At 38.9% G+C, this 23,128-nt stretch carries 18 protein-coding genes and 1 tRNA gene; 4 read left to right on the forward strand and 15 right to left on the reverse strand.

Going from position 1 to position 23,128, the window contains the following annotated elements; all coding sequences use genetic code 11:
• Positions 1–139 precede the first annotated feature (139 nt).
• Positions 140–1,147: a type I glyceraldehyde-3-phosphate dehydrogenase gene (gene gap, locus ACUXV0_RS03285; RefSeq protein ID WP_446191638.1), complete on the forward strand. Its 1,008-nt coding sequence runs from the start codon at positions 140–142 to the stop codon at positions 1,145–1,147.
• Between the two features lie 75 nt (positions 1,148–1,222).
• Here the strand turns inward: gap and trmB are convergent, their stop codons facing one another.
• From trmB to ACUXV0_RS03315, 6 genes are read right to left on the reverse strand one after another with little or no spacing between them, the layout of a single operon-like run.
• On the reverse strand, positions 1,223–1,879 hold the full coding sequence (gene trmB / locus ACUXV0_RS03290; RefSeq protein ID WP_446192795.1) for a tRNA (guanosine(46)-N7)-methyltransferase TrmB: 657 nt from the start codon (positions 1,877–1,879) through the stop codon (positions 1,223–1,225).
• A 1-nt stretch (position 1,880) separates the two neighbouring features.
• Entirely contained in the window at positions 1,881–3,176 is a 1,296-nt protein-coding gene (locus tag ACUXV0_RS03295) for a bifunctional folylpolyglutamate synthase/dihydrofolate synthase (protein ID WP_446191639.1), read from the reverse strand.
• Positions 3,177–3,206: 30 nt separating this feature from the next.
• A complete protein-coding gene (locus tag ACUXV0_RS03300; protein WP_446191640.1) occupies positions 3,207–4,133 on the reverse strand; it encodes a hypothetical protein in 927 nt (308 codons plus the stop codon).
• Positions 4,114–5,259, reverse strand: a complete 1,146-nt coding sequence (locus ACUXV0_RS03305) for an HU domain-containing protein (RefSeq protein ID WP_446191641.1) — start codon at positions 5,257–5,259, stop codon at positions 4,114–4,116. The genes ACUXV0_RS03300 and ACUXV0_RS03305 overlap by 20 nt, the downstream gene beginning before the upstream one ends.
• Positions 5,260–5,276: 17 nt before the next feature.
• A complete protein-coding gene (locus tag ACUXV0_RS03310) occupies positions 5,277–6,968 on the reverse strand; it encodes a hypothetical protein (protein WP_446191642.1) in 1,692 nt (563 codons plus the stop codon).
• A 4-nt stretch (positions 6,969–6,972) separates the two neighbouring features.
• The gene (locus tag ACUXV0_RS03315; RefSeq protein ID WP_446191643.1) at positions 6,973–9,972 is read right to left on the reverse strand and encodes a tetratricopeptide repeat protein; all 3,000 of its coding nucleotides are present in this window, start codon (positions 9,970–9,972) and stop codon (positions 6,973–6,975) included.
• A 164-nt stretch (positions 9,973–10,136) separates the two neighbouring features.
• Between ACUXV0_RS03315 and ACUXV0_RS03320 the strand changes: the two genes are divergently transcribed.
• Positions 10,137–11,951, forward strand: a complete 1,815-nt coding sequence (locus tag ACUXV0_RS03320; protein WP_446191644.1) for a M61 family metallopeptidase — start codon at positions 10,137–10,139, stop codon at positions 11,949–11,951.
• Positions 11,952–12,001: 50 nt separating this feature from the next.
• Here the strand turns inward: ACUXV0_RS03320 and ACUXV0_RS03325 are convergent, their stop codons facing one another.
• Positions 12,002–12,238 (reverse strand): hypothetical protein, encoded by a 237-nt coding sequence (locus ACUXV0_RS03325; protein WP_446191645.1) that lies wholly within the window; start codon positions 12,236–12,238, stop codon positions 12,002–12,004.
• Here ACUXV0_RS03325 and ACUXV0_RS03330 point away from each other — a divergent pair.
• Complete coding sequence (locus ACUXV0_RS03330; protein ID WP_446191646.1) at positions 12,237–13,244, forward strand: tetratricopeptide repeat protein; 1,008 nt, start codon at positions 12,237–12,239, stop codon at positions 13,242–13,244. The two genes, ACUXV0_RS03325 and ACUXV0_RS03330, sit on opposite strands and share 2 nt — an antisense overlap.
• On the opposite strand, the gene ACUXV0_RS03335 is transcribed toward ACUXV0_RS03330, so the two are convergent.
• The 7 genes from ACUXV0_RS03335 to ACUXV0_RS03365 all read right to left on the reverse strand — a co-directional run bounded on the left by ACUXV0_RS03335 (position 13,241) and on the right by ACUXV0_RS03365 (position 21,857).
• A complete protein-coding gene (locus ACUXV0_RS03335; RefSeq protein ID WP_446191647.1) occupies positions 13,241–14,458 on the reverse strand; it encodes an MDR family MFS transporter in 1,218 nt (405 codons plus the stop codon). The genes ACUXV0_RS03330 and ACUXV0_RS03335 overlap by 4 nt on opposite strands.
• A 159-nt stretch (positions 14,459–14,617) precedes the next feature.
• The gene (gene menD / locus ACUXV0_RS03340; RefSeq protein WP_446191648.1) at positions 14,618–16,297 is read right to left on the reverse strand and encodes a 2-succinyl-5-enolpyruvyl-6-hydroxy-3-cyclohexene-1-carboxylic-acid synthase; all 1,680 of its coding nucleotides are present in this window, start codon (positions 16,295–16,297) and stop codon (positions 14,618–14,620) included.
• A 54-nt stretch (positions 16,298–16,351) separates the two neighbouring features.
• A complete protein-coding gene (locus tag ACUXV0_RS03345) occupies positions 16,352–17,215 on the reverse strand; it encodes a sigma-70 family RNA polymerase sigma factor (RefSeq protein ID WP_055143798.1) in 864 nt (287 codons plus the stop codon).
• 77 nt (positions 17,216–17,292) lie between these two features.
• Positions 17,293–19,449 (reverse strand): polyribonucleotide nucleotidyltransferase, encoded by a 2,157-nt coding sequence (pnp, locus tag ACUXV0_RS03350; protein ID WP_446191649.1) that lies wholly within the window; start codon positions 19,447–19,449, stop codon positions 17,293–17,295.
• 132 nt (positions 19,450–19,581) lie between these two features.
• Positions 19,582–19,857, reverse strand: a complete 276-nt coding sequence (rpsO, locus tag ACUXV0_RS03355) for a 30S ribosomal protein S15 (protein WP_446191650.1) — start codon at positions 19,855–19,857, stop codon at positions 19,582–19,584.
• A 55-nt stretch (positions 19,858–19,912) separates the two neighbouring features.
• Positions 19,913–21,403 carry an LptF/LptG family permease gene (locus ACUXV0_RS03360; protein WP_446191651.1) on the reverse strand — a complete coding sequence of 497 codons (1,491 nt, stop codon included), beginning with the start codon at positions 21,401–21,403 and terminating at the stop codon, positions 19,913–19,915.
• Positions 21,404–21,476: 73 nt separating this feature from the next.
• Positions 21,477–21,857: an START-like domain-containing protein gene (locus ACUXV0_RS03365; protein ID WP_446191652.1), complete on the reverse strand. Its 381-nt coding sequence runs from the start codon at positions 21,855–21,857 to the stop codon at positions 21,477–21,479.
• A gap of 144 nt (positions 21,858–22,001) precedes the next feature.
• On the opposite strand from ACUXV0_RS03365, the gene ACUXV0_RS03370 reads away from it, so the two are divergent.
• Positions 22,002–22,075, forward strand: a tRNA-Met gene (locus tag ACUXV0_RS03370).
• Positions 22,076–22,107: 32 nt separating this feature from the next.
• On the opposite strand, the gene holA is transcribed toward ACUXV0_RS03370, so the two are convergent.
• Positions 22,108–23,127 carry a DNA polymerase III subunit delta gene (gene holA, locus ACUXV0_RS03375; RefSeq protein ID WP_446191653.1) on the reverse strand — a complete coding sequence of 340 codons (1,020 nt, stop codon included), beginning with the start codon at positions 23,125–23,127 and terminating at the stop codon, positions 22,108–22,110.
• Position 23,128 lies beyond the last annotated feature (1 nt).

A 23,128-nucleotide genomic window follows, 5' to 3' on the forward strand; every position in this document is an offset into this window, starting at 1 on the left:
ATACTACAGAGCTTTAAAGCTAGTTTGGCTTGGATATATTGTACTATTACAGCATAATATTGAGCATTACTCATATTAGTTTTCGGTTATCTGAAAAGTGTTATTTTTGTCTTTTCTTTTACCAAACAAAAAATACTCAATGACAGACATTAAAGTTGCGATCAACGGTTTTGGGAGAATCGGAAGATTAGTTTATCGTCAGATTTATGACATGCAAGGTATTGATATTGTGGCTATTAACGACTTAACTAGTCCTGCTACACTAGCACACCTTCTAAAGTACGATACTGCTCAGGGCAGATTCGATCAGGAAGTAAAAGCAACAGACAATAGCATCATCGTTAATGGTGATGAAATTAATATCTACTCTCAACGTGACCCTTCTCAAATTCCATGGGCAGATCATGATGTAGATGTAGTATTAGAATGTACTGGTTTCTTTGCGAGTGATGAAAAAGCTTCAGCTCACCTTACTGCCGGTGCTAAGAAAGTAGTTATTTCTGCTCCAGCTACAGGTGATGTCAAAATGATTGTATATGGTGTAAACCATGAAACTCTTGATGGTTCTGAGACTATCATTTCAGGTGCTTCTTGTACAACCAACTGTCTTGCTCCTATGGCCAAGGCATTAAATGATGCATTCGGTATCAAATCTGGTCTAATGACTACGATTCATGCTTACACGAACGATCAAAATACACAGGATGCTCCTCACTCTAAGGATTTAAGAAGAGCTCGTGCAGCTGCACAAAACATTGTTCCTAACACTACTGGTGCTGCCAAGGCAATCGGTAAAGTGTTACCAGAACTAAATGGTATCCTTGATGGTGCTGCTCAGCGTGTACCTACACTTACTGGCTCGTTAACTGAACTTTTCACTGTTCTTGATAAGAAGGTTACAGCTGAAGAGGTGAACGCAGTAATGAAAGCGGCTGCTGATCAGAGCTATGGTTATACTGAAGATCCGATTGTAAGTTCTGATATCATCGGAATTACTTACGGTTCATTATTTGATGCAACTCAAACTAAAGTTCAAACTGTTGGTGATAGCCAAATAGTTAAGACTGTTAGCTGGTATGATAACGAAATGTCATACGTTTCTCAATTAGTACGTACAGTTCAGCATTTTGCGGGACTTATCGCCTAATTAGAAATGACAAACAAAAAGCTCCGGTCCTAAGATCGGAGCTTTTTTATGCTCAAATAATTCAGTTTGAGTAAACTATTGCACCCTGCACTTGATATAATTGATGGTATATCCTTTATCCACCCAGAGCTTTTCATAATGCGTCTCAATACCAAAATGGTCTTTTAAGAGTGGTGACTGATATAAATCGTTGGTATGATCCAGGATTTCGTAACCATCAAATTCCTTCAATTTCTCTAACGTATACTCATAAAGGAAAGGGCTATCTGTTTTTAGAATAAACAGTCCGCCTGGTTTAAGATATTTCTTGTACTCAGTCAGAAAGTGTGGGTTGGTTAGGCGTCTCTTTTCTTCCTTGTCTCGAGGTTGAGGATCAGGATGTATAAGCCAAATCTCATCTACAGAGCCTTCTTCAAAGAACTCATCCATATACTGAATACTCGTTCTGAGAAAAGCGGCGTTGGTTAGTCCTTTTTCAATACACCTTTTACTGCCACGGGCAATACGATCTCCCTTAATATCTACGCCAATCAAATTAACATCTGGCCGGTTTTCTGCTAGTCCTACAGTATACTCTCCTTTGCCACATGCTAACTCCAGAACAAGCGGGTTATCATTTTTGAAGTACTCCTGCCAATGACCTTTGATTGTGGTATACAGCTCTTTGCCACGTTCAATAACATTATGAGCTTCTCTGTTATGTTGAAATCTGTGTTGTTTACGTCTCAAAATTTTATAAATCGTCTATTTCGGCAACTAAATATGTGCTACCGCCTATAAAAATTAAATCGCTTTCTGCAGCCGTTTGACTCACATGAGCAATAGCTGTATTGATATTCTTGAAGTGTCCCGACCACTCAGGCGTGCTATTTATATTAGCACATTTGATATCATCCCAACTCGCTGACCTCGGGCTATCAAATGCTGAAAAGTATAAATAAGCACCTGATGGTACATATTCTAAGATTTTCTTCCAGTTTTTATCTTTAGAGAACCCAAGGATTAGGTGTAAATCGGCCTCCTTGTGACTTTGGATCCATTTTGAAAGATATTTGAATGCCTCTTCATTATGACCAGTGTCACAAATTGTTAAAGGTCTTTTGTTCAAGATTTGCCATCTTCCCTTCAATCCTGTATTTCTTATGACAGCTCCTAATCCTCTAACTACGGCTTCTTGAGAAATAACCAATATTTTCTGTTCCCTTAAAACTTTGAGAGCAGTTAGTACTCCGGCAAGATTTTTTTGCTGATAATTTCCAAAAAGATCGATGTCCAAAGTGTAAGTGGAATCGGCAACCAAATCACTAACTAAATATTTAGGAGATATATTTTGCTCTGCTCGGTCAATTTGAAAATGATCGTGAGCGAAAAAAATAGGAGCATCATTTTCAACAGCCATTTGCTTAAAAACTGGTGCTGTCTCAATTTGATATTCCGATATCACTACTGGAGTCTGCTTCTTAATAATACCTCCTTTTTCTCCTGCGATTAATTCCAGGGTATCACCAAGAATCTCCGTATGATCAAAACCTATGTTTGTTATTAAACTAAGTACAGGATTAATAATATTGGTAGAGTCGAGTCTACCACCCAAACCAACTTCAATGACAGCAATATCTACATTTTGCTCAACAAAAAATGAGAAAGCCATAACTACAGTTAACTCAAAGAATGATGGCCTTATTTCCTGAATCAAACCGCGAGATTTCTCAACAAAATCAATGACGTACTCTTCGGTACTCATTACTCCATTGACCTTAAATCGCTCCCTAAAGTCCTTTAAGTGAGGACTTGTATATAAACCTGTTTTGTAACCGGCCTCTTGCAAAACCGAAGCGAGCATATGGGAGCTGCTTCCCTTACCATTTGTTCCAGCTACATGAATCGTCTTAAATTTTTCCTGAGGATTATCAAAAGCGAGACAAAGCTTTCTAATATTTGAGAGATCAATCTTTAATGCAGAATTACCCGACTTTTGAAAAGCAGGTAATTGCTGATAAAGGTAATCTATGGTCTCGTTATAGGTCATTGCCGCCGATTAAAGAGCGGCAAAATTACATCAATTTGTAATATTAATGGTAATAGTACCTGAGGACTTTGCAGGTGGATTTCCTTGCGGGGTTAAGAAAGATCCGAGCCTTCTTTGGATGTACGTTTTATAATAATTGGTGACACTTGGGCTAACCGTTGTACTCCTTACTTGTATGCTTATCACATCTCCACGATCATCCACTGTTACGTTGAAAACAATTCTACCGGTCTCAGATGAGGCATCTTTAGGAATGCTGAGGGCTTTTTTACGCCATCCGCTTAAACCTGATATAGAACTGCCAGATCCACCAGAACCCGGGTTGCCGTAAAGGCTTTTTCCGTCAGGGGTACCACGGGGGTCACCTTGGTCACCTACAGCTCCTGGAGCTCCATCACCGTTGTTATTTCCACCTATTCCATCTCTTGTACCAGTGGTCCCGTTAGAATTGCTACCACTACCATTTCTCTTCATAACTGAGCCCTGATCTACAGAACGTGCCGGTCTAGGGGGTGCAGGACTCACCGGACTAGTGCTTGAAGACTTTGAGCTACTCTTTTGAGTCGGCGTTTTCTTCATTGTAACAGGTGTTGGCTCTGCTTCAGAAGTGATCACCTGAGGCGTCTTTTGAGCCGCCTGTTTGGTAGAATTCCTGCTCGTATTTGGTTGTGGTACAGCTGGTTGACTGACTGCACTTGCCTTATTAGAAGATGAATTATCAGCCGGCTTTACGTCATAAGCATTTGGTGAAGTGCTGGCTTTATTTGTGGTCTGCAGATCGCCGTAACCCGTCAAATCTATACCATAGTTAAGGTCTACGCCCATTGCTATTTCTTCCTCGGGCACTTCATAAATGATTTTGAAGAAAATTAGGGAAGCTATAAACAAGGTATATAGTCCGGCACTGATCATTAATGCCTTATTTCTTATGTCTTTATTATTTATTGCTAAGTCCATTTTCATCAAAATATACAGACGTTAGTCCTGTGAAAGCTTCTATTTTGTTTGACATTTCTTCGGCTTCATCAATGGTATTCACACCTACATAAACTCTACGCATACCATTTACGAGCCTCATCTCTGCATTAAAACCTGCATCACGCATCCTTTTGTACAGTCTCTCGGCATTTTCTTCGCTTTTGAATAGTCCTGCTGCTACTTCAAAGGGGTATTTCCTTTTATCCGAAATTCTCCCCTCTCGGTAAATAACGCTGCTATTATCATTTTCTGTTATTTCTGTATCAGAATCGGTACTTAAAGCAGAAGAATCAACAGCTCCGTTATCAATTAAACTGTCGCTTTCAGGTATAACAACTTCACTAGCCTCTACTCCTAAATCTTCATTCACTTGACTAAAAGGCCTTTTTACTAAAACGTAATAAAGACCGGCAAAAAGGATCAAAAGTGGAATGATATAAAACACATATTTTAACCATTCTCGATTATTACTTTCGTAGCCTTCATCATATGACTCCTCAATTTCAGTTAATTGATCACTTTGATCAAGCTCAGGCGTGTCGTAAGCATCCGCAACTACCAGTGGTGCGGCCACATTCTCTTCTGATTCTTCTTCAGAACTTCCTTTTACATTTTCAACATCGCCTTGATCTTGAACATAACTTAATGGAGCTATATCATTAGTCCCATTTTCAATAGGTATTTCGGCGGATGTTTGTTCTGTAAGTTCCTGGAAATCCGGCCTTTCATAGAAATTAATTGCCGGGTCAATTTCAGCAATCAGCATTCCCTCATCTCCGGAATTAGTTAATTCCACATGATCGGCAATAACCACCTTGCTATTCCTATTTAATGTTGATTTTATCTGAAAAGCGAAGCTTTTTAGCTCTTCCTCTATAATTCCATCAGAAACGTGTTCTCTATTTTTTATGAAGTTGACAAACTTTTTGTCGTCATCAATGGTAAGAAAACTATTGAATTCGAAGTTCTTAACAGGTGGCCTGAGTTGACCTGATTCATCGATTTCAGCTTGAGTAAATTTGGCAATAAACCCACCCAAACCAGGTACAATAAAGAAGTCCAATTCATAGAGAGCATCTTTAATGTACTTCTCAAAGTTTATCATGTTGGAAAGCGACTAGATTATAAAGAGACATTTATCCCTACCAGGAAATTCAGACCTTGCTGAGGATAGTATAAATATCTTTGATAATTCTTTCCGATGATATTATTCAGCTTCACAAATGCTGAAAATTGCTCACTAAACAGGTAAGTAAATTCAGCATTCAGATCTGTTATTGCCGGAATTTTAATATCTAAAATATTTAGATCTCCACTTAAAGGATCCTTTGCAAATGTACTTCCAATATAATAAAAATCAATGTTGCTGACAATTTTGTCAGAGACTACAAAGGTGTTCCCTATTCTTCCTTCAAAATTTGGCCTGTGGTAGGCATAATTAAAATTGATGGTTTCATAGTACCAATAATCCGCTGTAAGGTCTAGCCTCCAAAAGTCTTTTGGTTGATAATCTAACTGTGCTGAAACGTTTACGAACTGAGCCGGATCTTCTTCGTATTCGATGTAGAACTTATTTAATAAGTTACCATTAGGGTCAAAATCTCGATCTACATTGAAGAAATGCAAGTTTGAAAACTTACCATAAGACGCTCTCAAACTATATTTCATTCCTGTGGTGATATCACCTTTACTAGATGCAAATACTTCGAAGTCTTTCGTGGTATTTCTTACATCTAGCTGAGGTCCCAACCATGGGTTTTCCTCATAAAAACTGTTTAAGGTATTTCTAATAATATCACCATCATAACCAGCAGAGAAGTAATATATACCTGGTGTCTTATAAGTTAATGTTACTGTAGGAAAACCTTTGGTGTTATTAATTTGATTTACCTGATCAAACTCATTGACTGCTTTAAAACCAAATTTGGCATTGAATGACCTGAAGTCAAGGTTGAAAAAAGGAGCAACTCTAAATAGGTTTCTCTTTTTTATAAAACTATCCTGGAATTCATCAGAAATCTCTGTGACATATGCATCAGCTTCAATAATGGCAGCCAACCTGTCAGGAATTACTCCAAAAATTGATGTAAAATTCGTAGACCAATCTATCTCTCCTGTGGAGTATAAATCATTAAAAGACCTCAGGTTTGTTTTTAACGAGTAGTCAATGATTGGCTTAGGCTTTGTGTTCTCAAATGCTACACCAAAATCAAATTGATTGATTCTTTGTCTTATTTCTTCAGGCTCCAGATCTCTGTTTGCTAAGGTATCATAACCAAAAAAGTAGTAATTGCGTCGCTCAAATCCAGCCTCTGCCTGAAGTTTGAAGTAGCCAGAATGGTACTTACCATCGACTTTAATTTGATCCAAATTAATACCCGAGTTTAAGCCTTGAATAGGCCCTCTTTTGGCTGCATTATGTAACCCATACAGACCAAAAACTAAGTTTTGGTTTTGATCGGAATGAAGAAATGTTTCGGCATAAAATCTTCCAAAATTACCACCGCCAATTTTCACATAATTCGGGTATCCACTACTTTGAGAATTATTTCTACGCTGATCTTCTACCGGGGAAACCACATTAGGCTTAAATTCTACTTCTTCTATTCCTACCGGTTTACGCTCAAAAAACGTATAAACCATTTCCCTTTTGGTCGTTTTTTTCTCCTCTACAGGTATTTTCTCAAAAACTCTACTCTGTTTTTGTAATTCTACCTCACGTTCTTTGGTAATCGTAATTTCCTCATTCCCAATTCCCTGAGAAAAGGCCTGAGTGGCTCCAAAGGCCAATAATACTGTCAGTTGCTTTTTCATTTATTTAATCCTTAGGAATGTTCTTCAATTTGGCTCTGGCATCATCTATTGTCGCCGGATTACCCGAATTTTCGATGATCGAGTTTAAAGTGGCCTTCGCCATGAAATAATCCTTTTTACCAATGTAATTATCAGCTATCAGTAAGAAAGCCTTTTCATACCACTCTATGTAATCTCCGAACTCCTGAGCTAGCTCTTGCATTTCTTCGACAGATTCATCAAACTTATCGGTTTGGTACAGGATCTCTCCTATTCGGTATTTGGCTTCAGCACCATTTACATCTTTGTCCATAGCAATCACCTTTTCAAACTGTAGCTGTGCCTGACTAAAGTCTCTTCTTTGGAGATATGCTTTCCCAATAAACAGCTCAGCTTTGTTTTCTATACCAATCACCTGTCCACCACCTTCGGCAATCGCCTGACGACAATAACGGATACAATTCTCATAGTCGCCGAGATGATAATAAGACTCAAACAACCCTTCCCAAGCAGACACTTGATCTCTCTTGGTAGGTCCACTACTCAATACATTTTGATAGTCTGTAACGGCCGCCCTGTAGTCCTTATTATTGAACTCGGTATCTGCAGCTCTAAAGGCAGATTTAGTTACATATTGCGATTGACCATCTTCTATGACTGCTTTGTAAAAAGGCAGAGCCTCATTCGCATTTTCAGTAAAATAATACGATTCTGCGATGTAAAACTTAGCTTCGATTACATTGCTATTTGATGGGTTGGCATCAATAAATCGTTTTAACGCATTAATTGCTGAGGAATATTTTTCATTAAAGAAAAGATTTTTGGCCGCCTCATATTGCAGTGCAATAGCCGATCCGCTTCCAGGATTGTTCTTTTGATATTCTTCTGCCACATCTGCAAAATCTTCACTTCTTCCTGTAATGTTTAGGATATCTCTTAGACCAATTAAAGCTTCATTAGCAGTCTTGTGTTGTCCGAAACGATTAATGATGGTTTTGTAATCATTCACCGCTGCATCGTAGTTCTCGGTATTGCCATAGGCCAAAGCTCTCTTTAATAAGGCATCAGGCACTAGTTTTGACCTTGGTCTTTTCCTCAGCATTTCACTAAACGAAGCTATGGCCGCATTATAATTGTGCTCATTCATTTGTATGCTGCCTTTCTGGAATAGAGCATCATCTATCAGTCTTGAATTTTGATATTGCGTAGCAAAATCTTCGAAAGCTCTATTTGCCTGAGCAGTTCTTCCCATCAAATCAAGTGTAACTCCTTTTTGATACAGAGCATAGTCTTTATCTGTTCTATTTTGGCGTAAAGCCTGCTCGTAATAGTCCAAAGCCTGTGAGAAGTTCTTCTGAATAAGGTTGCAGTCTGCCAACCTTAATAAGGCATCTTCCCTACTCTGCTGAGAATCTGCATCTCGGCTTGACTTTAGGAAATCATTGAAGTAAGTAAGAGCAGTTCTAAAATCTCTTTTATTATAATAGATATAACCAAGACTGTACAAGCTCTTATTTCTATGAACCGATGTTCCTTTTTGTATAACCTCTCTGTAAAGCGACTCCGCCTCTGGCTTGTCTGCGGCATAAGCCGCTTCTGCTTTCCAAAACAGACACTTCTGCATTAACTCCCTGTCTGAAGGCTGCGATAAAGACTTATCAAAATACTTTATGGCTTCATCAAAATTTTCGCCGTTATACTCGATTACCGCCTGAGCGTAACTCAGCTTTTGATACGCTTCGTCAATTTTGGCCGTGGTGCGTGTCAAACCCTCGATATAAGTGATGGCTTGCTTATAATCATTGGTCTCAAACAGAATATCGCTTAATAACTCATTTGACTGGTCAATGTACTTCCCGTTCGGGTATTTATTTACATAGTCTTTTAAGGAGTTAATCGCTGCCTCATTATTACCCTGTTCCAAAAGAACTTTGATGTAGTTATATGCCGCTTCTTCTTGAATTTCGAGGTCAAACTCATTTTTTCTGGCAAAATCAAACGCCGCCATCGCAGAATTTAAGTCTCCCGTATTCAAGGCAGAGATGCCCAAATAATAAGCAGCCTGTTGACCTAGTTCATCCTCACGGTCAGCAATGTTTTTCAAAACATCAACAACCTTTCTGTATTGTTCAGTTTTGTATAAACTGAAACCATGTCTGAATGTCACCTGAGGATCAATTTTCCCTCTTCTGAGTTCTTTGAATCGGTCGTAATAATCAGCTGCCTTTCTAAAGTCATTTCTAAAAAACAGTACTTCAGCAGTTACAAGACAGATATCATCAATTTTCCTTCCTTGAGGATTTGAGATAATAGGCTCTGCATAAGAAAGTAATTCATCATACTTCTCCTGTTTGTAAAGAATCTGAGCGATCCAATTCGGAACTTCCAGTTTGTAAGGATTGACATTCTCTACACGATGTAAGTCTGTTAAAGCAGCATCATAGTTTTCATTTTGAAAATTGATCACAGCTGCGTAGTAGGCCGCATTGATAGCATTCTCTGCTACCGTCTTTTTTACATAGTTAAATTCTTTAAGAGCATTGGGGTAATCTTTGGTTTGATAATACGCTATACCCAGCTTATATCTTAGCTCATAAATGGTTAGGTCATCATGACGGTGTTCTATGGCTTTCTGAAGGTATTCTATAGCTTTTACGTAATCCCCTTTTTCAAAGAAGTTATCACCCAGGTCACTATATATGATTTTAGCCTTCGGGTGCTCACTATGATTAAGCACAAAACGATGCACCTCTATGTCAGCATCTCTAGAGCCAGTGTTTAAGGCACATACAGCAGAATAGTATTCCGCATTGGCTATATTAAATTGATTTGGACTAAGTGATCGGGAGGATTGATCCACGTAAGAACGAAATTCTTTTCTAGCTGCCGAGTATGCCTTTTTTTCATAAAGTTCTACACCATTATTATAGTGTGACTCTATCTCTGTGTAACTAAGGGTATTTTGAGAAAAGGTATGAGACGCGGTTAGCAGGCCTAGGAAAAGAATCAGAATGATTTTTTTCATCAAAATGCTTTTACTGTTTATATAGAATGACCAAAAGTAGGAAAGTTATAGATCAATATGCAGCTTATTTGGCTTTAGTTTTCTTTAAATGATTGTCTTGTAAACGTCACCTTCCTGTTAAAATTGTAGTTTTGCTGACAAACCATAAAATTTCATCCAAACGAATGATAAAATTCAAATCTTTTCTTCTTCTAATGGCTATTGGGCTGTTATCCACTACGGTATTTAAGGCAGAAGGCCAAAGTAAATTCTACACAGAATATGAATTGAGGATGCCACACCCGGAAACGCATTACTTTGAGGTTTCTATGCAGGTAAACGATATTCTGACGAACTCAAACCTGACAGATAAGGAGCATTTGTTAGTGAAAATGCCTGTATGGACACCAGGCTCTTATTTAATCAGAGAGTTTGCTCGAAATGTTCAGGATTTTGAAGCCAAAAACGAGAATGGAAAGAAACTAAAAAGCAGAAAAGTAAATAAGAATACTTGGGAAATCGAGCTGAATGGTTCAAATGATGTCAACATCAATTATAACCTCTATGCCAACGAACTTACGGTTCGTACTTCTTTTATAGATGCTGATCATGGTTATGTAAACGGTGCCTCAGTTTTCATGTATGTGCCTCAGTTGATGGGTCTATCTTCTACACTAAAGGTTTATCCTCATGAAAAATGGTCGAAAATTTCTACCGCACTAAAGAGCATTGACACTAACAAATTTTTGGTCAAAGACTATGACACACTGGTAGATAGTCCAATTGAAATCGGAAATCATGAGGTATTAAGTTTTGAGGCAGCAGGGGTTCCCCATAAAGTAGCTATGTTTTCTACCGAGAAGCTAAATTATAATGAAGAAACACTGCTGACTGATTACCAAAAAATGGTAGAAGCTGCTACTGGTGTATTTGGTGAAACACCTTTGGATGAGTACTTATTCATTGTTCAGCATCAGCCGGGTATTGGTGGTGGCTTAGAACACCTTTTTTCAACTACATGCCAAACCAGACCTTCAGCATATGAGTCAGAAAGAGGGTATAAAGGTCTTTTTGGCCTTTTAGCTCATGAATACTTTCACCTTTGGAATGTGAAACGTATCAGACCGGTAGCTTTGGGGCCATTTAATTATGACAGTGAAAACTATACGCATCTTCTATGGGTGGCCGAAGGATTCACCAATTACTACGAAGAAGTGATATTAGCAAGAGCTGGCATTTACTCCGAGGAGGATATTTTGAATAATCTTGCCGGAGCAATTTCAAGCACTGAAAACACACCGGGAAACAAAGTGCAGGCAGTTACAGAAGCCTCATGGGATGCCTGGATTAAATACTACAGACCGGACGAAAACTCAGGAAATAGTAGAGTATCTTACTATGGCAAAGGTGGTGTACTGGCTGCATTACTGAATGCCAAAATCATTGCCAATACCAAAGGAGAAAAGACCCTTGACCACGTACTGCTGTTACTTTACAAGAAATACTATAAAGAACTAGGAAGAGGTTTTACTGATGAAGAATTCCAAAGTGCAGTTGAAGAGGTCTACGGCGATGATTTAGATTACTTCTTTGAGAATTATGTTTTTGGTACAGAAACACCTGATTATGCCCAAATCTATAAGCAAGTAGGTATTGAACTTATTGATGAAAATGAGGGCATTGAACAGCCATATTTGGGCATTAGTGAGAGAGGTGGTTATATCAGTCGTCTAAGCAGTTCGGGCTCAGCCCATCATAGCGGCCTGAATGTAGGTGACAAAGTTGTCAGTATTGATGGCATTATAACCTCTAACTTCGGTAAGGCCATTGAAGAAAAGAAGATTGGAGAGAGTCTGATGGTGACTATAGAAAGACATGGATTGAATAGAACCTTTCAAGTACCAGTCGGCAAGAGCTCAAACCACAGCTTTAAAATGAGAAAAATGGATAATCTAAGTCCTGAGTTAGAAAAAGCTTATTCTTTATTTACTAATTACTAGGAGGAAGATTTTATAATAGTGACCAGTCGGCATCGACTGGTCTTTTTTGTTTAGTAATCCAGAAGATTGTTGAAGTCTTCTGCCATACTTTCAAAACGTTTAACTAAACGAGCATAGAATACATCGTTAAACATCTCCTCTACTTCCTCTTGCCCCGTCACATCCATTTCAGAAACCTTAAAAACCTGCTCCATTAAGCCCGCTTCAAACTTTATGATATATTTGTTGTTAAAGCTATAGAGTGATGTTTTACAGTACTTATTCGGAATATCTTTGATGAATCTCATGAAGTCTATTTTACTGGTTTTGGCCGCTTCGGTATTTCTTTTTTCGGCTTGTAATAACAAAAATAAGAGTGAAGCTGCGGAATTCTTTGAAAGAGGTAATTATCATTTCAAAAAAAGAGAATTTGAACGTGCCACTGAACTGTTTTCTGAAGCCATAGAAAAAGTACCGGACTTTGCCGATGCCTATAATAACAGAGGACTGGCACTTGAAAAAATGGGCCAGCTTGAAAATGCCAAAGGTGATTATGAGAAGGCAGTAGACCTAGATGATAGTTTTTCACAAGCCAAACTGAATTTGGCAGCTGCATATATTCATTTGGGGGAATATAAATTAAGTGAGCCTATTTTTAAATCTTTGGCAACAGCCTATAAAGACAGCTCACAATTTTACGATTACCGAGGTCAATATTATTTACAAAGCAGTAAAAGTGATCTGGCGATTGCGGATTTTCAAAGGTCCCTATCCCTTTCGAAGGATAATGTGGAAACACTAACCAACCTTGGCTTTGCCTTTTACCAAAAAAGAGAATTTGACAGTGCCGAGGAAAGCTTCCAAAAAGCACTTCAAATTGACCCCAACTTTGCTTTCGCTCTCAATAACCTGAGTGCTACGCTTGCCCAAAAAAATGATTGGGCAGAAGCTTTAAAATACTCTCAAAAAGCGGTAGACCTGGACCCTGTCGAGATCACATTTATCAATACGCATGTTTTGAATCTTTTGGAGAATAGTCAATTAAATGCCGCTCAAGAGTGGCAATCTAAAGCAGAGAAGCTGGCTCCTGAGAACCTTTATCAATTACGCAATTCGGCCGTTTTCGACCTGATTAACGAAGAAAAAACCAAGGCCGCCACCAAACTTCAAGATCTAGAAAAGGCCCATCCGGAAATAGAATATCTGTATTATTATTTAGGTAAATCCGCTTCAGGTCAGTCCGCCTGTCAATATTTCAAAACCGGAGCAACACTCGGAGACTATAGATCTGAAATAGAAGCCGAGAATTGTTAAACAACAGTTTTCTCAATTGATTTCAACAAGACTAAGGTCAAAAGATACGCCACTCCTGATAAAAGGGCGAGAATTATAAAATTGACGAGATAGCCATATTCTGCGATCAAGTACATGCCCAGTTTTGGGCTTACCACATGAGCCAAACCAAAGGCCATAGTGTATAATGCCATATACCTACCTTCATTTCCTTTTGAAGCTCTATTCATGGCAAAGGCGTTGGCAAATGGAAAACCGATCATTTCTGAAAAAGTAATGAAAAGCATACTCACTACCAGAATACCAGACCAAACCTGACTAAAGAGTACCGCATAGCTTAGAAATAATAATATGATACTGTAGCTTACTAGTTTTAGATCCCCAACTCCTTTTTTCTGTAACCAATGAATCAGTGGCATTTCGAATAGAACAATCAAGAAACCATTTAAAAAGAAAAGGAAACCGGTATGCTGCTCGCTTAGGTTAAACTGTTCTTTATGATACAGTGGCAGAGTAGTAAATATCTGGAAGAATACCATTGAAATGATAAAACACACCAGCAAGAACAGCCAATAGATTTTGTCCTTATATACCTGAGCTTCAAAGGAAAGTATCTTCGCCTTTACCTTCTTTTCAATGGTTTTCACTTTAGGTCTAACCAGTTTCAGAAGAATAACGGCCGCCAAAATACAAGTCAGACCGTCAATCCAAAAAAGTGCATCGTAACCTTTAAAAGCGATTAAAAAACCAGCTGCACTTGGGCCTACCACAAAGCCTAGATTTATAGCCAACCGAATTAGGGTCAATGACCGTGTTCGATTCTCTGGCTTACTGAATACATTTAAAGAAACAAACAAAGCGGGTCTGAAGGCATCTGCTATGGTCATAAGGATAAATATACCCAGGCATAAACTAAAGAAACCATTAAGCTGCTGCACAGCAAAAAATATGAGTCCTGAGCCCATTAAAGCACCCACCATCACCTTATAGTACCCAATTCTATCTGAGAGCCTCCCCCCTAACCAGGCTCCGGCAAAAGAACCCAAACCAAACGAAGCCATGATCCACCCTACTTCATTATAGCTAAAACCTTGGTCCTCTTTCAGATACTTTGACAAAAAAGGCACTACCATCGTGCCTGCACGATTAATTAATGAAACAAGAGCCAGAATCCATACTTCACGAGAAAGCCCTCGAAAAGCATCGATATAATTGTCATTGAAGAATTTTTTCATCGGCCTAAAAACAAAAAATCCGGCTCTAGCCGGATCAATTCATACAATAATTTCATCATTTATGATTCAGCCAAACAACACTAAGGACGACTTGACACAGTCGCCATTGCAGTAATAAAGTGTTGTTGTTTTTTGAATCATTTACCAAAGCTAGGGACTTTATCTTTTCCCTTGGCCATAAGTATTCAAAAACTTTTTATAGGTCATTGAATTCGTTTCATAGTCAGTGAATACCTCCAGAATAGACTTCTTCGTAGAATTTAGGAAGTCTTCAAGACTCCCATTTACCTCTGATTGCTCCTGAATACTATAATAATCCAAACCGTATTCTTTGGCCATTAAATCAGCTTTATGAGGCTGATATGTCTTAAAGAAGTCATTAAAAGCCATTTGTTCATTTGGACCTTGAATCATGTTAAATATGATTCCACCAGAATTATTAAGGATTATGATCTTTAAATTATCAGGCAAATAACGATTCCAAAGGGCATTCTTATCATATTGAAAGCTAACATCGCCCAATACACAAAATACGGTCTTGCCTGTCTTCAAAGCCTGCCCTACAGCGGTACTCAAACTGCCATCAATACCACTAGTCCCCCTGTTACTGTAAACTTCTGTATCCTTCTTTATATGTGAAGCCAAGGCGTTTAAATATCGCACACTCATACTATTTCCTACATGGATGACGGAGTTTGCAGGCATTTCTTCAATAAACCTATGTAAAACATGAAACTCACTATACGCCTCAGATAAGAAAAACTCCTTAGAATGATGAACTGCTTTTCTTTCTAGATAAACCCAAGACCTGGCAAATTCGGTCTCTTCGGCTTTAAATCGTTCATCTGGAGCCTTTAAAATAAACTCCTGAGCCGTCATTTTTACCTTTCTTGTTATTGACCTAAAAGGATCAATAAAAGCTGGGTTATCTTGCACATGCCAATGTTCTTCAATTTGATATTCCCTTAACAGCAACTTCAATGACTTTGAAATCAATGACATACCCATTGTTAGCAGAAAATCAGGCTTTAGACTTTTCTTCCCTTCTTCATGTCGATTTTTAAGAAAGATGTCTTGATTTCGAATACCACCCTCACAATTAGAAATGGTGTCAGAAATCAGAGTAAAGCCAAACTTCTTGGCAAATCGAATTGCATTTTGTCGGACAAATTCGTTGTGCTGCTGCCCTATTACAAGTAGCTTTCGGTTATACTTATGAACGAATTCATTGAAATCTTCTGTAGGAAAAACATCGTTTTGAGTTTCTAATGGGCTAATTAGCCAAGGGGTAAACTCTTCTTTTTGTTCATCTTTCGGGTAAAAAGGCTCGCTAATAGGAATATTGATATGAACAGGCCCTTTGGGCTCTGCCAGAGTGAGATTGATAGCTTCATTTGCCGAACTCTCGGCTAGATCAAGGCCATTCAAATGAAGATCCACCGGCCATTCATAGTCTTTTTTGACATGTCGACCGAAAACCTTTTCCTGAAAAATAGTTTGCCCATCATATTGATGTATCCATTCAGGAGGCCTATCGGCTGTAAGAACCAGTAATGGCACCTCTTGGAAATAGGCTTCTGCTACAGCTGGGGCATAATTGAGGACGGCTGTACCCGAAGTACATATGATAACGGAAGTCTTTCCTGTTTGTAAAGCCATTCCCAGGGCCATATAGGCTGCAGAACGCTCATCAGATACACTGTAACATCTTAGTCCTTCCTGAGCCGTAAAAGCTATAGTTAGAAGGGCATTTCTGCTTCCGGGACTGATGATGACATTCTCAATGCCCCGATCTTTACACAGTCTGGCTAGCTGACGAAAAGGAGTGATTTTTTCCATTAGATACAAAAAAAGGCACCCAGATGGGTGCCTTCAAATTTAGCCAATAAAATCTTATCCTAAATAGGCTTTCAAAGCTTTACTTCTAGAGGTTTGTCTCAGTCTTCGGATCGCCTTCTCCTTGATCTGACGAACACGTTCACGAGTAAGGTTGAATTTCTCACCTATCTCTTCCAGTGTCATCGCCTGCTCTCCGTTAAGTCCGAAGTAGTACATAATTACCTCTGCTTCACGCTGAGTAAGTGTTGAAAGTGCTCTTAACACTTCTCTTCTCAATGAATCGTTCATCAGCTCCTGATCTGGTTTTTCTTCCAAATCATTCTCTAATACATCAAGAAGACTGTTTTCTTCACCCTGAACAAACGGGGCATCTACAGAAACGTGTCTACCTGAGATTTTCATTGTGTCTACAACCTCATTAGAAGTAATTTCAAGAACTTCTGCCAATTCTTCCGGAGATGGCTCTCTTTCGAATTGCTGCTCCAGTTCAGAGAACTTCTTAGAGATCTTGTTTAACGACCCTACTCTGTTCAATGGCAAACGAACAATTCTTGATTGCTCTGCCAATGCCTGAAGAATAGACTGTCTGATCCACCATACAGCGTATGAAATAAACTTGAAACCACGGGTTTCGTCAAATCTCTGAGCAGCCTTAATTAATCCTAAATTACCTTCATTGATCAAGTCACCTAGTGACAGACCTTGATTTTGGTACTGTTTTGCTACTGAAACTACGAAACGTAGGTTTGCTTTGGTAAGCCTTTCAAGAGACAGCTGGTCTCCTTCCCTAATCTTCTGAGCAAGAGTTACTTCCTCATCAGGCGTAAGAAGGTCAACCTTACCAATTTCCTGCAAGTACTTGTCGAGGGACTGACTCTCACGATTGGTAATCTGCTTACTAATTTTTAGTTGTCTCATATTGCTTATTTATTAATCTTATTCACTCTTTGTGTAAAGAACGTCAGTTAAATAACGCAGATGCCTGCGTTATTGTTCTACTTTTTTTCTTCTTCCTTTTGACTCGGTTTAGGAGGTCTAGGTAACAAGACCTTTCTGGAAAGTCTGAATTTACCTGTTTTCTTGTCAACTTCCGTCAGTTTCACCTGAATTTCCTCTCCCACCTCAAAAACACCATCCATGGAAGGAAGACGTTCCCAAGAGATTTCAGAAATATGAAGAAGACCATCTTTGCCAGGCAAGAACTCACAGAAGGCACCAAACGGCTGAATAGACTTCACTTTAGCATCATAAACAGTTCCTACTTCAGGAACAGCCACAATACCCTTGATTCGGTTCTTCGCCATATCCATGCTTTCGCCATTCGTAGCGAAAATAGAGACGATACCCTCGTTTCCTACCTCTTCAATATTTACGGTAGCACCAGATTCTCTTTGGATTTCCTGAATAATCTTACCACCTGGTCCGATTACCGCACCAATGAATTCTCTGTCGATTTTCATGGTAAATGCTCTTGGAGCGTGAGATTTCATCTCTTCTCTTGGCTTAGCAAGTGCCTCATTCATTTTACCAAGGATATGAAGACGACCTTCTTTGGCCTGGTTTAGAGCTTGCTCTAAGATTTCAAAAGAAAGACCCTCTACTTTGATATCCATTTGACAAGCAACAATACCTTTCTCAGTACCAGTAACTTTGAAGTCCATATCACCAAGGTGATCCTCGTCTCCTAAAATATCAGATAATACTGCCCACTTACCACTCTCAGTGTCTGTGATCAGCCCCATTGCAATACCTGAAACCGGTGCAGAAATAGGAATACCGGCATCCATCAATGAAAGACAACCTGCACAAACTGTTGCCATTGATGACGAACCGTTTGATTCAAGAATATCAGATACTACACGAATAGTGTAAGGATTATCTTCGTCTGGTGGCAATACTTGCTTTAACGAACGCTGAGCAAGGTTACCATGACCAATCTCACGACGGCTAGCCCCTCTGTTAGGTCTTACTTCACCAGTTGAGAAACCAGGGAAGTTATAATGAAGATAGAATCTTGAATAACCAGAGTACATAGCCTGGTCTATCAATTGCTCATCCATCTTTGTACCTACAGTAGTAGTAGAAAGTGATTGAGTTTCTCCACGCGTAAATACTGCAGAACCATGAGCACCAGGTAGATAGTCTACCTCACACTCAATTGGTCTGATTTCAGTCAACTCGCGACCATCAAGTCTTTTTCTTTCGTTCAATACAAGGTCTCTAGACGCTTTGTATTTGATTTCACCGAAGTATTTGTTAACCAAATACATGTCAGTTTCATCATCTTCGTTGGCCTCTATTGGTTCAATGAAAGCATCAAGAATGGCTTTGTATCCCTCTTTTCTTTCATTTTTGTTAGCAGAACCTTTGGCTCCTACTTTATAAACTTCATCATAAAGCTCTTTGAACATTTTTTCTTTCAGAGCTTCATCATGTGTTTCGTGAGAGTATTCTCTTTTTTCAGTGCTTCCCACAGCAGCTTCAAGAGCCTTCTGTGCAGCTACCTGAGTTCTGATAGCCTCATGAGCAATTTTCATTGCCTCAATCATTTCTATCTCAGAAACCTCGTCACACTCACCTTCTACCATGTTCAGGTTTTCTGCAGTACCAGCTACTATTAAGTCCATTGTAGCATCTGCTAATTCACTGATGGCAGGGTTTACTTTATATTCTCCGTTAATTTTAGCAACTCTTACTTCTGAGATTGGGCCATTGAACGGAATATCAGAAACTGCAATAGCAGAAGAGGCCGCAAGAGCTGCAAGAGCATCAGGAGAAACTTCAGGATCTGAAGAGATTAGAGAAACCATTACCTGCACATCTGCATGGAAATCTTCAGGGAAGATTGGTCTTAATGCTCTATCTATCAGTCTTGAGATAAGAATTTCGTTGTCTGAAAGTCTTCCTTCTCTTCTCTGGAAACTACCAGGAATTTTACCTGCAGAGGCAAACTTCTCTTGATAATCAACTGAAAGTGGAAGGAAATCTACGCCGTCTTTAGCGTCTTTGTTAGCTACTACTGTGGCCAGTAGCATGGCATCACCACATCTTAATACAATAGAACCGTCAGCTTGTCTCGCTAGTTTTCCGGTCTCGATGGTGATGTCTTTACCACCCGGCATTTGGATGGTTTGAGATTGAATGTTAAACATCTAGTAAATTTAATTGTATCGCATTTGCCGCTTTCGATGCGATGATTTGATCCTATTATTCCGCGGGGATATGATTGCTGTGCTCTAAACCAAAAAATGGGGAACCTCAATGAGGCTCCCCAAATATGGGATTTACTTACGAATTCCTAATTCAGCAATAATCGCTCTGTAACGATTGATATCCTTCTTCATAAGGTATTTCAAAAGGTTACGACGCTTACCTACTAGCTTAAGAAGACCTAAGCGAGAAGAGTAATCGTGCTTGTGCGTTTTAAGATGCTCAGTTAAGTGAGCAATTCTGTAAGTGAATAATGCGATTTGTGATTCCGGAGAACCAGTGTCGCTTGTTTGTTTTTGGAAGCCTTTATCTTTAAAGATTTCTTGCTTCTTCTCCGAAGTTAAATACATGTGATGTTAACCTAGATTAAATGTTAAAAATAAAACAGGCACAAAGGTAAGCATATTATTCTGATTGAAGGTCTATCTCATGCCCTTTATTTTTGATAGTCAAAGACTTAATCTTCTCCCAGGCTTTGCGGTAAATGTCTGCATCAAAAATGCGAGCATCTTTTGTGGCTTTTGAGATAAAAATAGCCCCAATGATGGTTAAAATAACATCTGGTATCCAAACAGCAATTATCACTGGAATTAGACCCTCTTTGGCATTTTTGTCTGCCAGCTGCATCATCACATAATATAGGATAAAGAAGCTAATAGCAATCAGAACCGGCATTCCAAAACCACCTTTTTTTATGATGGAGCCTAGAGACGCCCCAATAATAAACATGGCCAAGCAAGCCACCGCATAAGTATATTTATGCCATCGTTCTATATCAGCACTATACATACTACGCTTTTTGGTACCCAGAATGGCATAGTTGTTCTGTAATTGTGAAACAAAACTATGAGCCGTAGACTGAGACAAAGCCCATATTTCAGAGTAACGTCTGGTATCTTTCAGCACTTCTCTTTTCTTCTCTGCCCATGGTCCTGGTTCTATAGTCAAGAGTGTACTGTCGCCCGTTAAACTATCTATGTCATACTTCACGGTTGGCTTCTTAAATTGATAGGTATGCATCGATTTCAGCGAGGCAATTTGCGAAGTCACAGTTTTATCTATCTGAATCTGAGCAGAGTCAATCTGATCTTTCAGTTCAGTAATATCCTTCATGTATTCATGGTATTTGAACTGATTTTCACTCGTTTTCCTCATATTAAACGACTCTAATGAGAAAACCAAACGATTCTTTTTGAAACCATTCCGATAAAACTGAGTATCATTCAAACCTTTAGTTGCTCTGGTTTCGGTATAGTTATAGCCGTCAAACAACTCAAATACAAGGTAATTGTCGTCATACATGGTATACATTCTGCCACTGTCTGCCACAGTTACGTTCTTGTTACCATTTCTTTCTGTGTGGTTATACACTAAAACCCCCTTCAAACTCTCGTTATCAGGAAATTTCTCTTTCACTTTAATACTGTAGCCCGGAATCTCTCTGTAAAAGATCCCTTCCTGAATATTTAAAGCCACCTTGGTGGTTCTAATATCCCATAGCAGAGAATAGCCTTTCAAGTTTGCCCAAGGCGTTACATTATTATTAAACCAAAAGGAGAAAATGGAGATGAAGATGGTAAATACCAAAGTAGGCATGATGATTCTACCTAATGGAATACCCGCCGATTTTATGGCTGTCAATTCTGTATGTTCTCCCAAGTTCCCAAAACTCATAAGAGCAGCCAGCAGCGTAGACAACGGAAGAGAAATAGGTACAGTAATCAGGGAGAAATAACCAAAAAGCTGCAGAAACGTCTCTAAACCCAGATCTTTGCCTACGAAGTCGTCGAAGTAAAGCATGAGAAACCTGAGCAAAAAAATAAAGACCACTACGAGGGTGGTCAATACAAAAGGCCCCAGAAAGTTCTTAATGACAAGTTTGTCTATTTTTCTCATGCGAAAACTACTTGCCTGCAAAAGTCAGTCAGAATAGAAAAAGAAACAACTATTTCTATTTATTTAAGACTTCTTAACCCCCAACGATATCTTTCAAATCATCTACCAGACCTTGCCAGAGATCATTTAGTTCTTCGTCGTCATCATTATCAGAGATGTCTGTTACTTGAAGATAGGTAGATCCATCAAGCTCTCCGGAGACAAGTTTGAGCTCAAGAGAATTACCCTCGTCCTCATCTCCAATGAAATCATATTTAGCCAGCTTGTTCACTCTTTTGGTAACCTCTGCTATATGGACTTCATTATCCCATTCAATATGGAAATTACGATCAGAATCTACAGATACGTTTTCAGCGAACCACTGCTGCAAGCCACCTGGTGTACTGATGTAATTATACAGTACTTTAGGTGAGGTTTTGAAAGGATATTCTCCTACAAATTTATGTTTTGACATGGGCTGAATACTTATTTTTTCCTATTTACTTTTTTCAAGAATAGAAAACAAATTTCTGACTCAATATTTCGCTCTAAAGAAATCTTGAAAATTAGTTTTGACAGTCAAAATGGTTTGTATAAATTTGCAGCCTCATTCGCAGATGGCGGGGTAGCTCAGATGGTTAGAGCGTCGGATTCATAACCCGGAGGTCACGGGTTCGATTCCCGTCCCCGCTACTAAATAGCTCCTGATTTCGGGAGCTATTTTTTTATGCCAAAATATTGAATATTAGCTCTTTATAAAGGTCTGCTTCTACTTTTGTACCTGCCTGAATACCCTTTGAATTTTTATCTATTTCTCGCAGAGCATGAATTATCACGAAGAGCTTTCCTACTGAATACTTATTTGCAGCGGCTGTATAATCCTTAAGAAAATAGGGATTCACTTTAAGTAAGGATGCCAGATTGATATCGTTTTTACCCTTAGCTCCATGCACCAAAAGTACTTTTGAGAAGAAATTATACAATATCAAGATTACAGGCTGAATAGGATGATCCTTGGTATTGGCTGCAAAGTAGTTGACAATTTGAAAAGACTTCTCAAAATTCTTCTGTACCAAGGCTTTTTGAAGCTCAAAAACATTATAGTCTTTACTGATACCAACGAATTTCTCAATGATCTCCCCATTGATTTCAGATCCATCAGGAATATTAATGATCATTTTGTCAATCTCTTTCACAATTGACTCAAGATTATTACCTGTATGCTCAAAGAGTAATTGAGAGGCTTTTGGAGAGATTTTGTAACCTTTATCTCGGATTACGGATGAAACGAAGTCAGGAACCTGATTGTCGTACAGCTTCTTAGAATTGACTAAAACTCCGTTTTTTGCGAAAGCTTTGACAAAACCCTTTCGCTCATCCATGCTTTTATTGAACACCAAAACCAAGACCGTACTTTGAAGGGGTTCTTTGGCATAGGACTCCAACATGCCCTGAGCATCTTTCTGGCCAATGTCTTGTATTTGCTCGGCATCCTTAATCACCACCAACTGCTTTTCTGCCATCATGGGAAAGCGGCGGGCATTATTCAGTACTGAACCTACATTCAGGTCCTTGCCAAAAAGTATGAACTCGTTAAAACCTTTTTCATGCTCTGGAATTACCTTTTCAGTTAGCTTTTTGGCAATAACAGCCGGATAGTAATGCTCATTGCCATGCAAAAAATATAGGGGCTTGAAGTTGCCCGCTTCTATCTCTTTTAGTTCTGCTTCGGGTGATTTTGCCAAT

It is taken from the genome of Jiulongibacter sp. NS-SX5 (assembly GCF_052828545.1).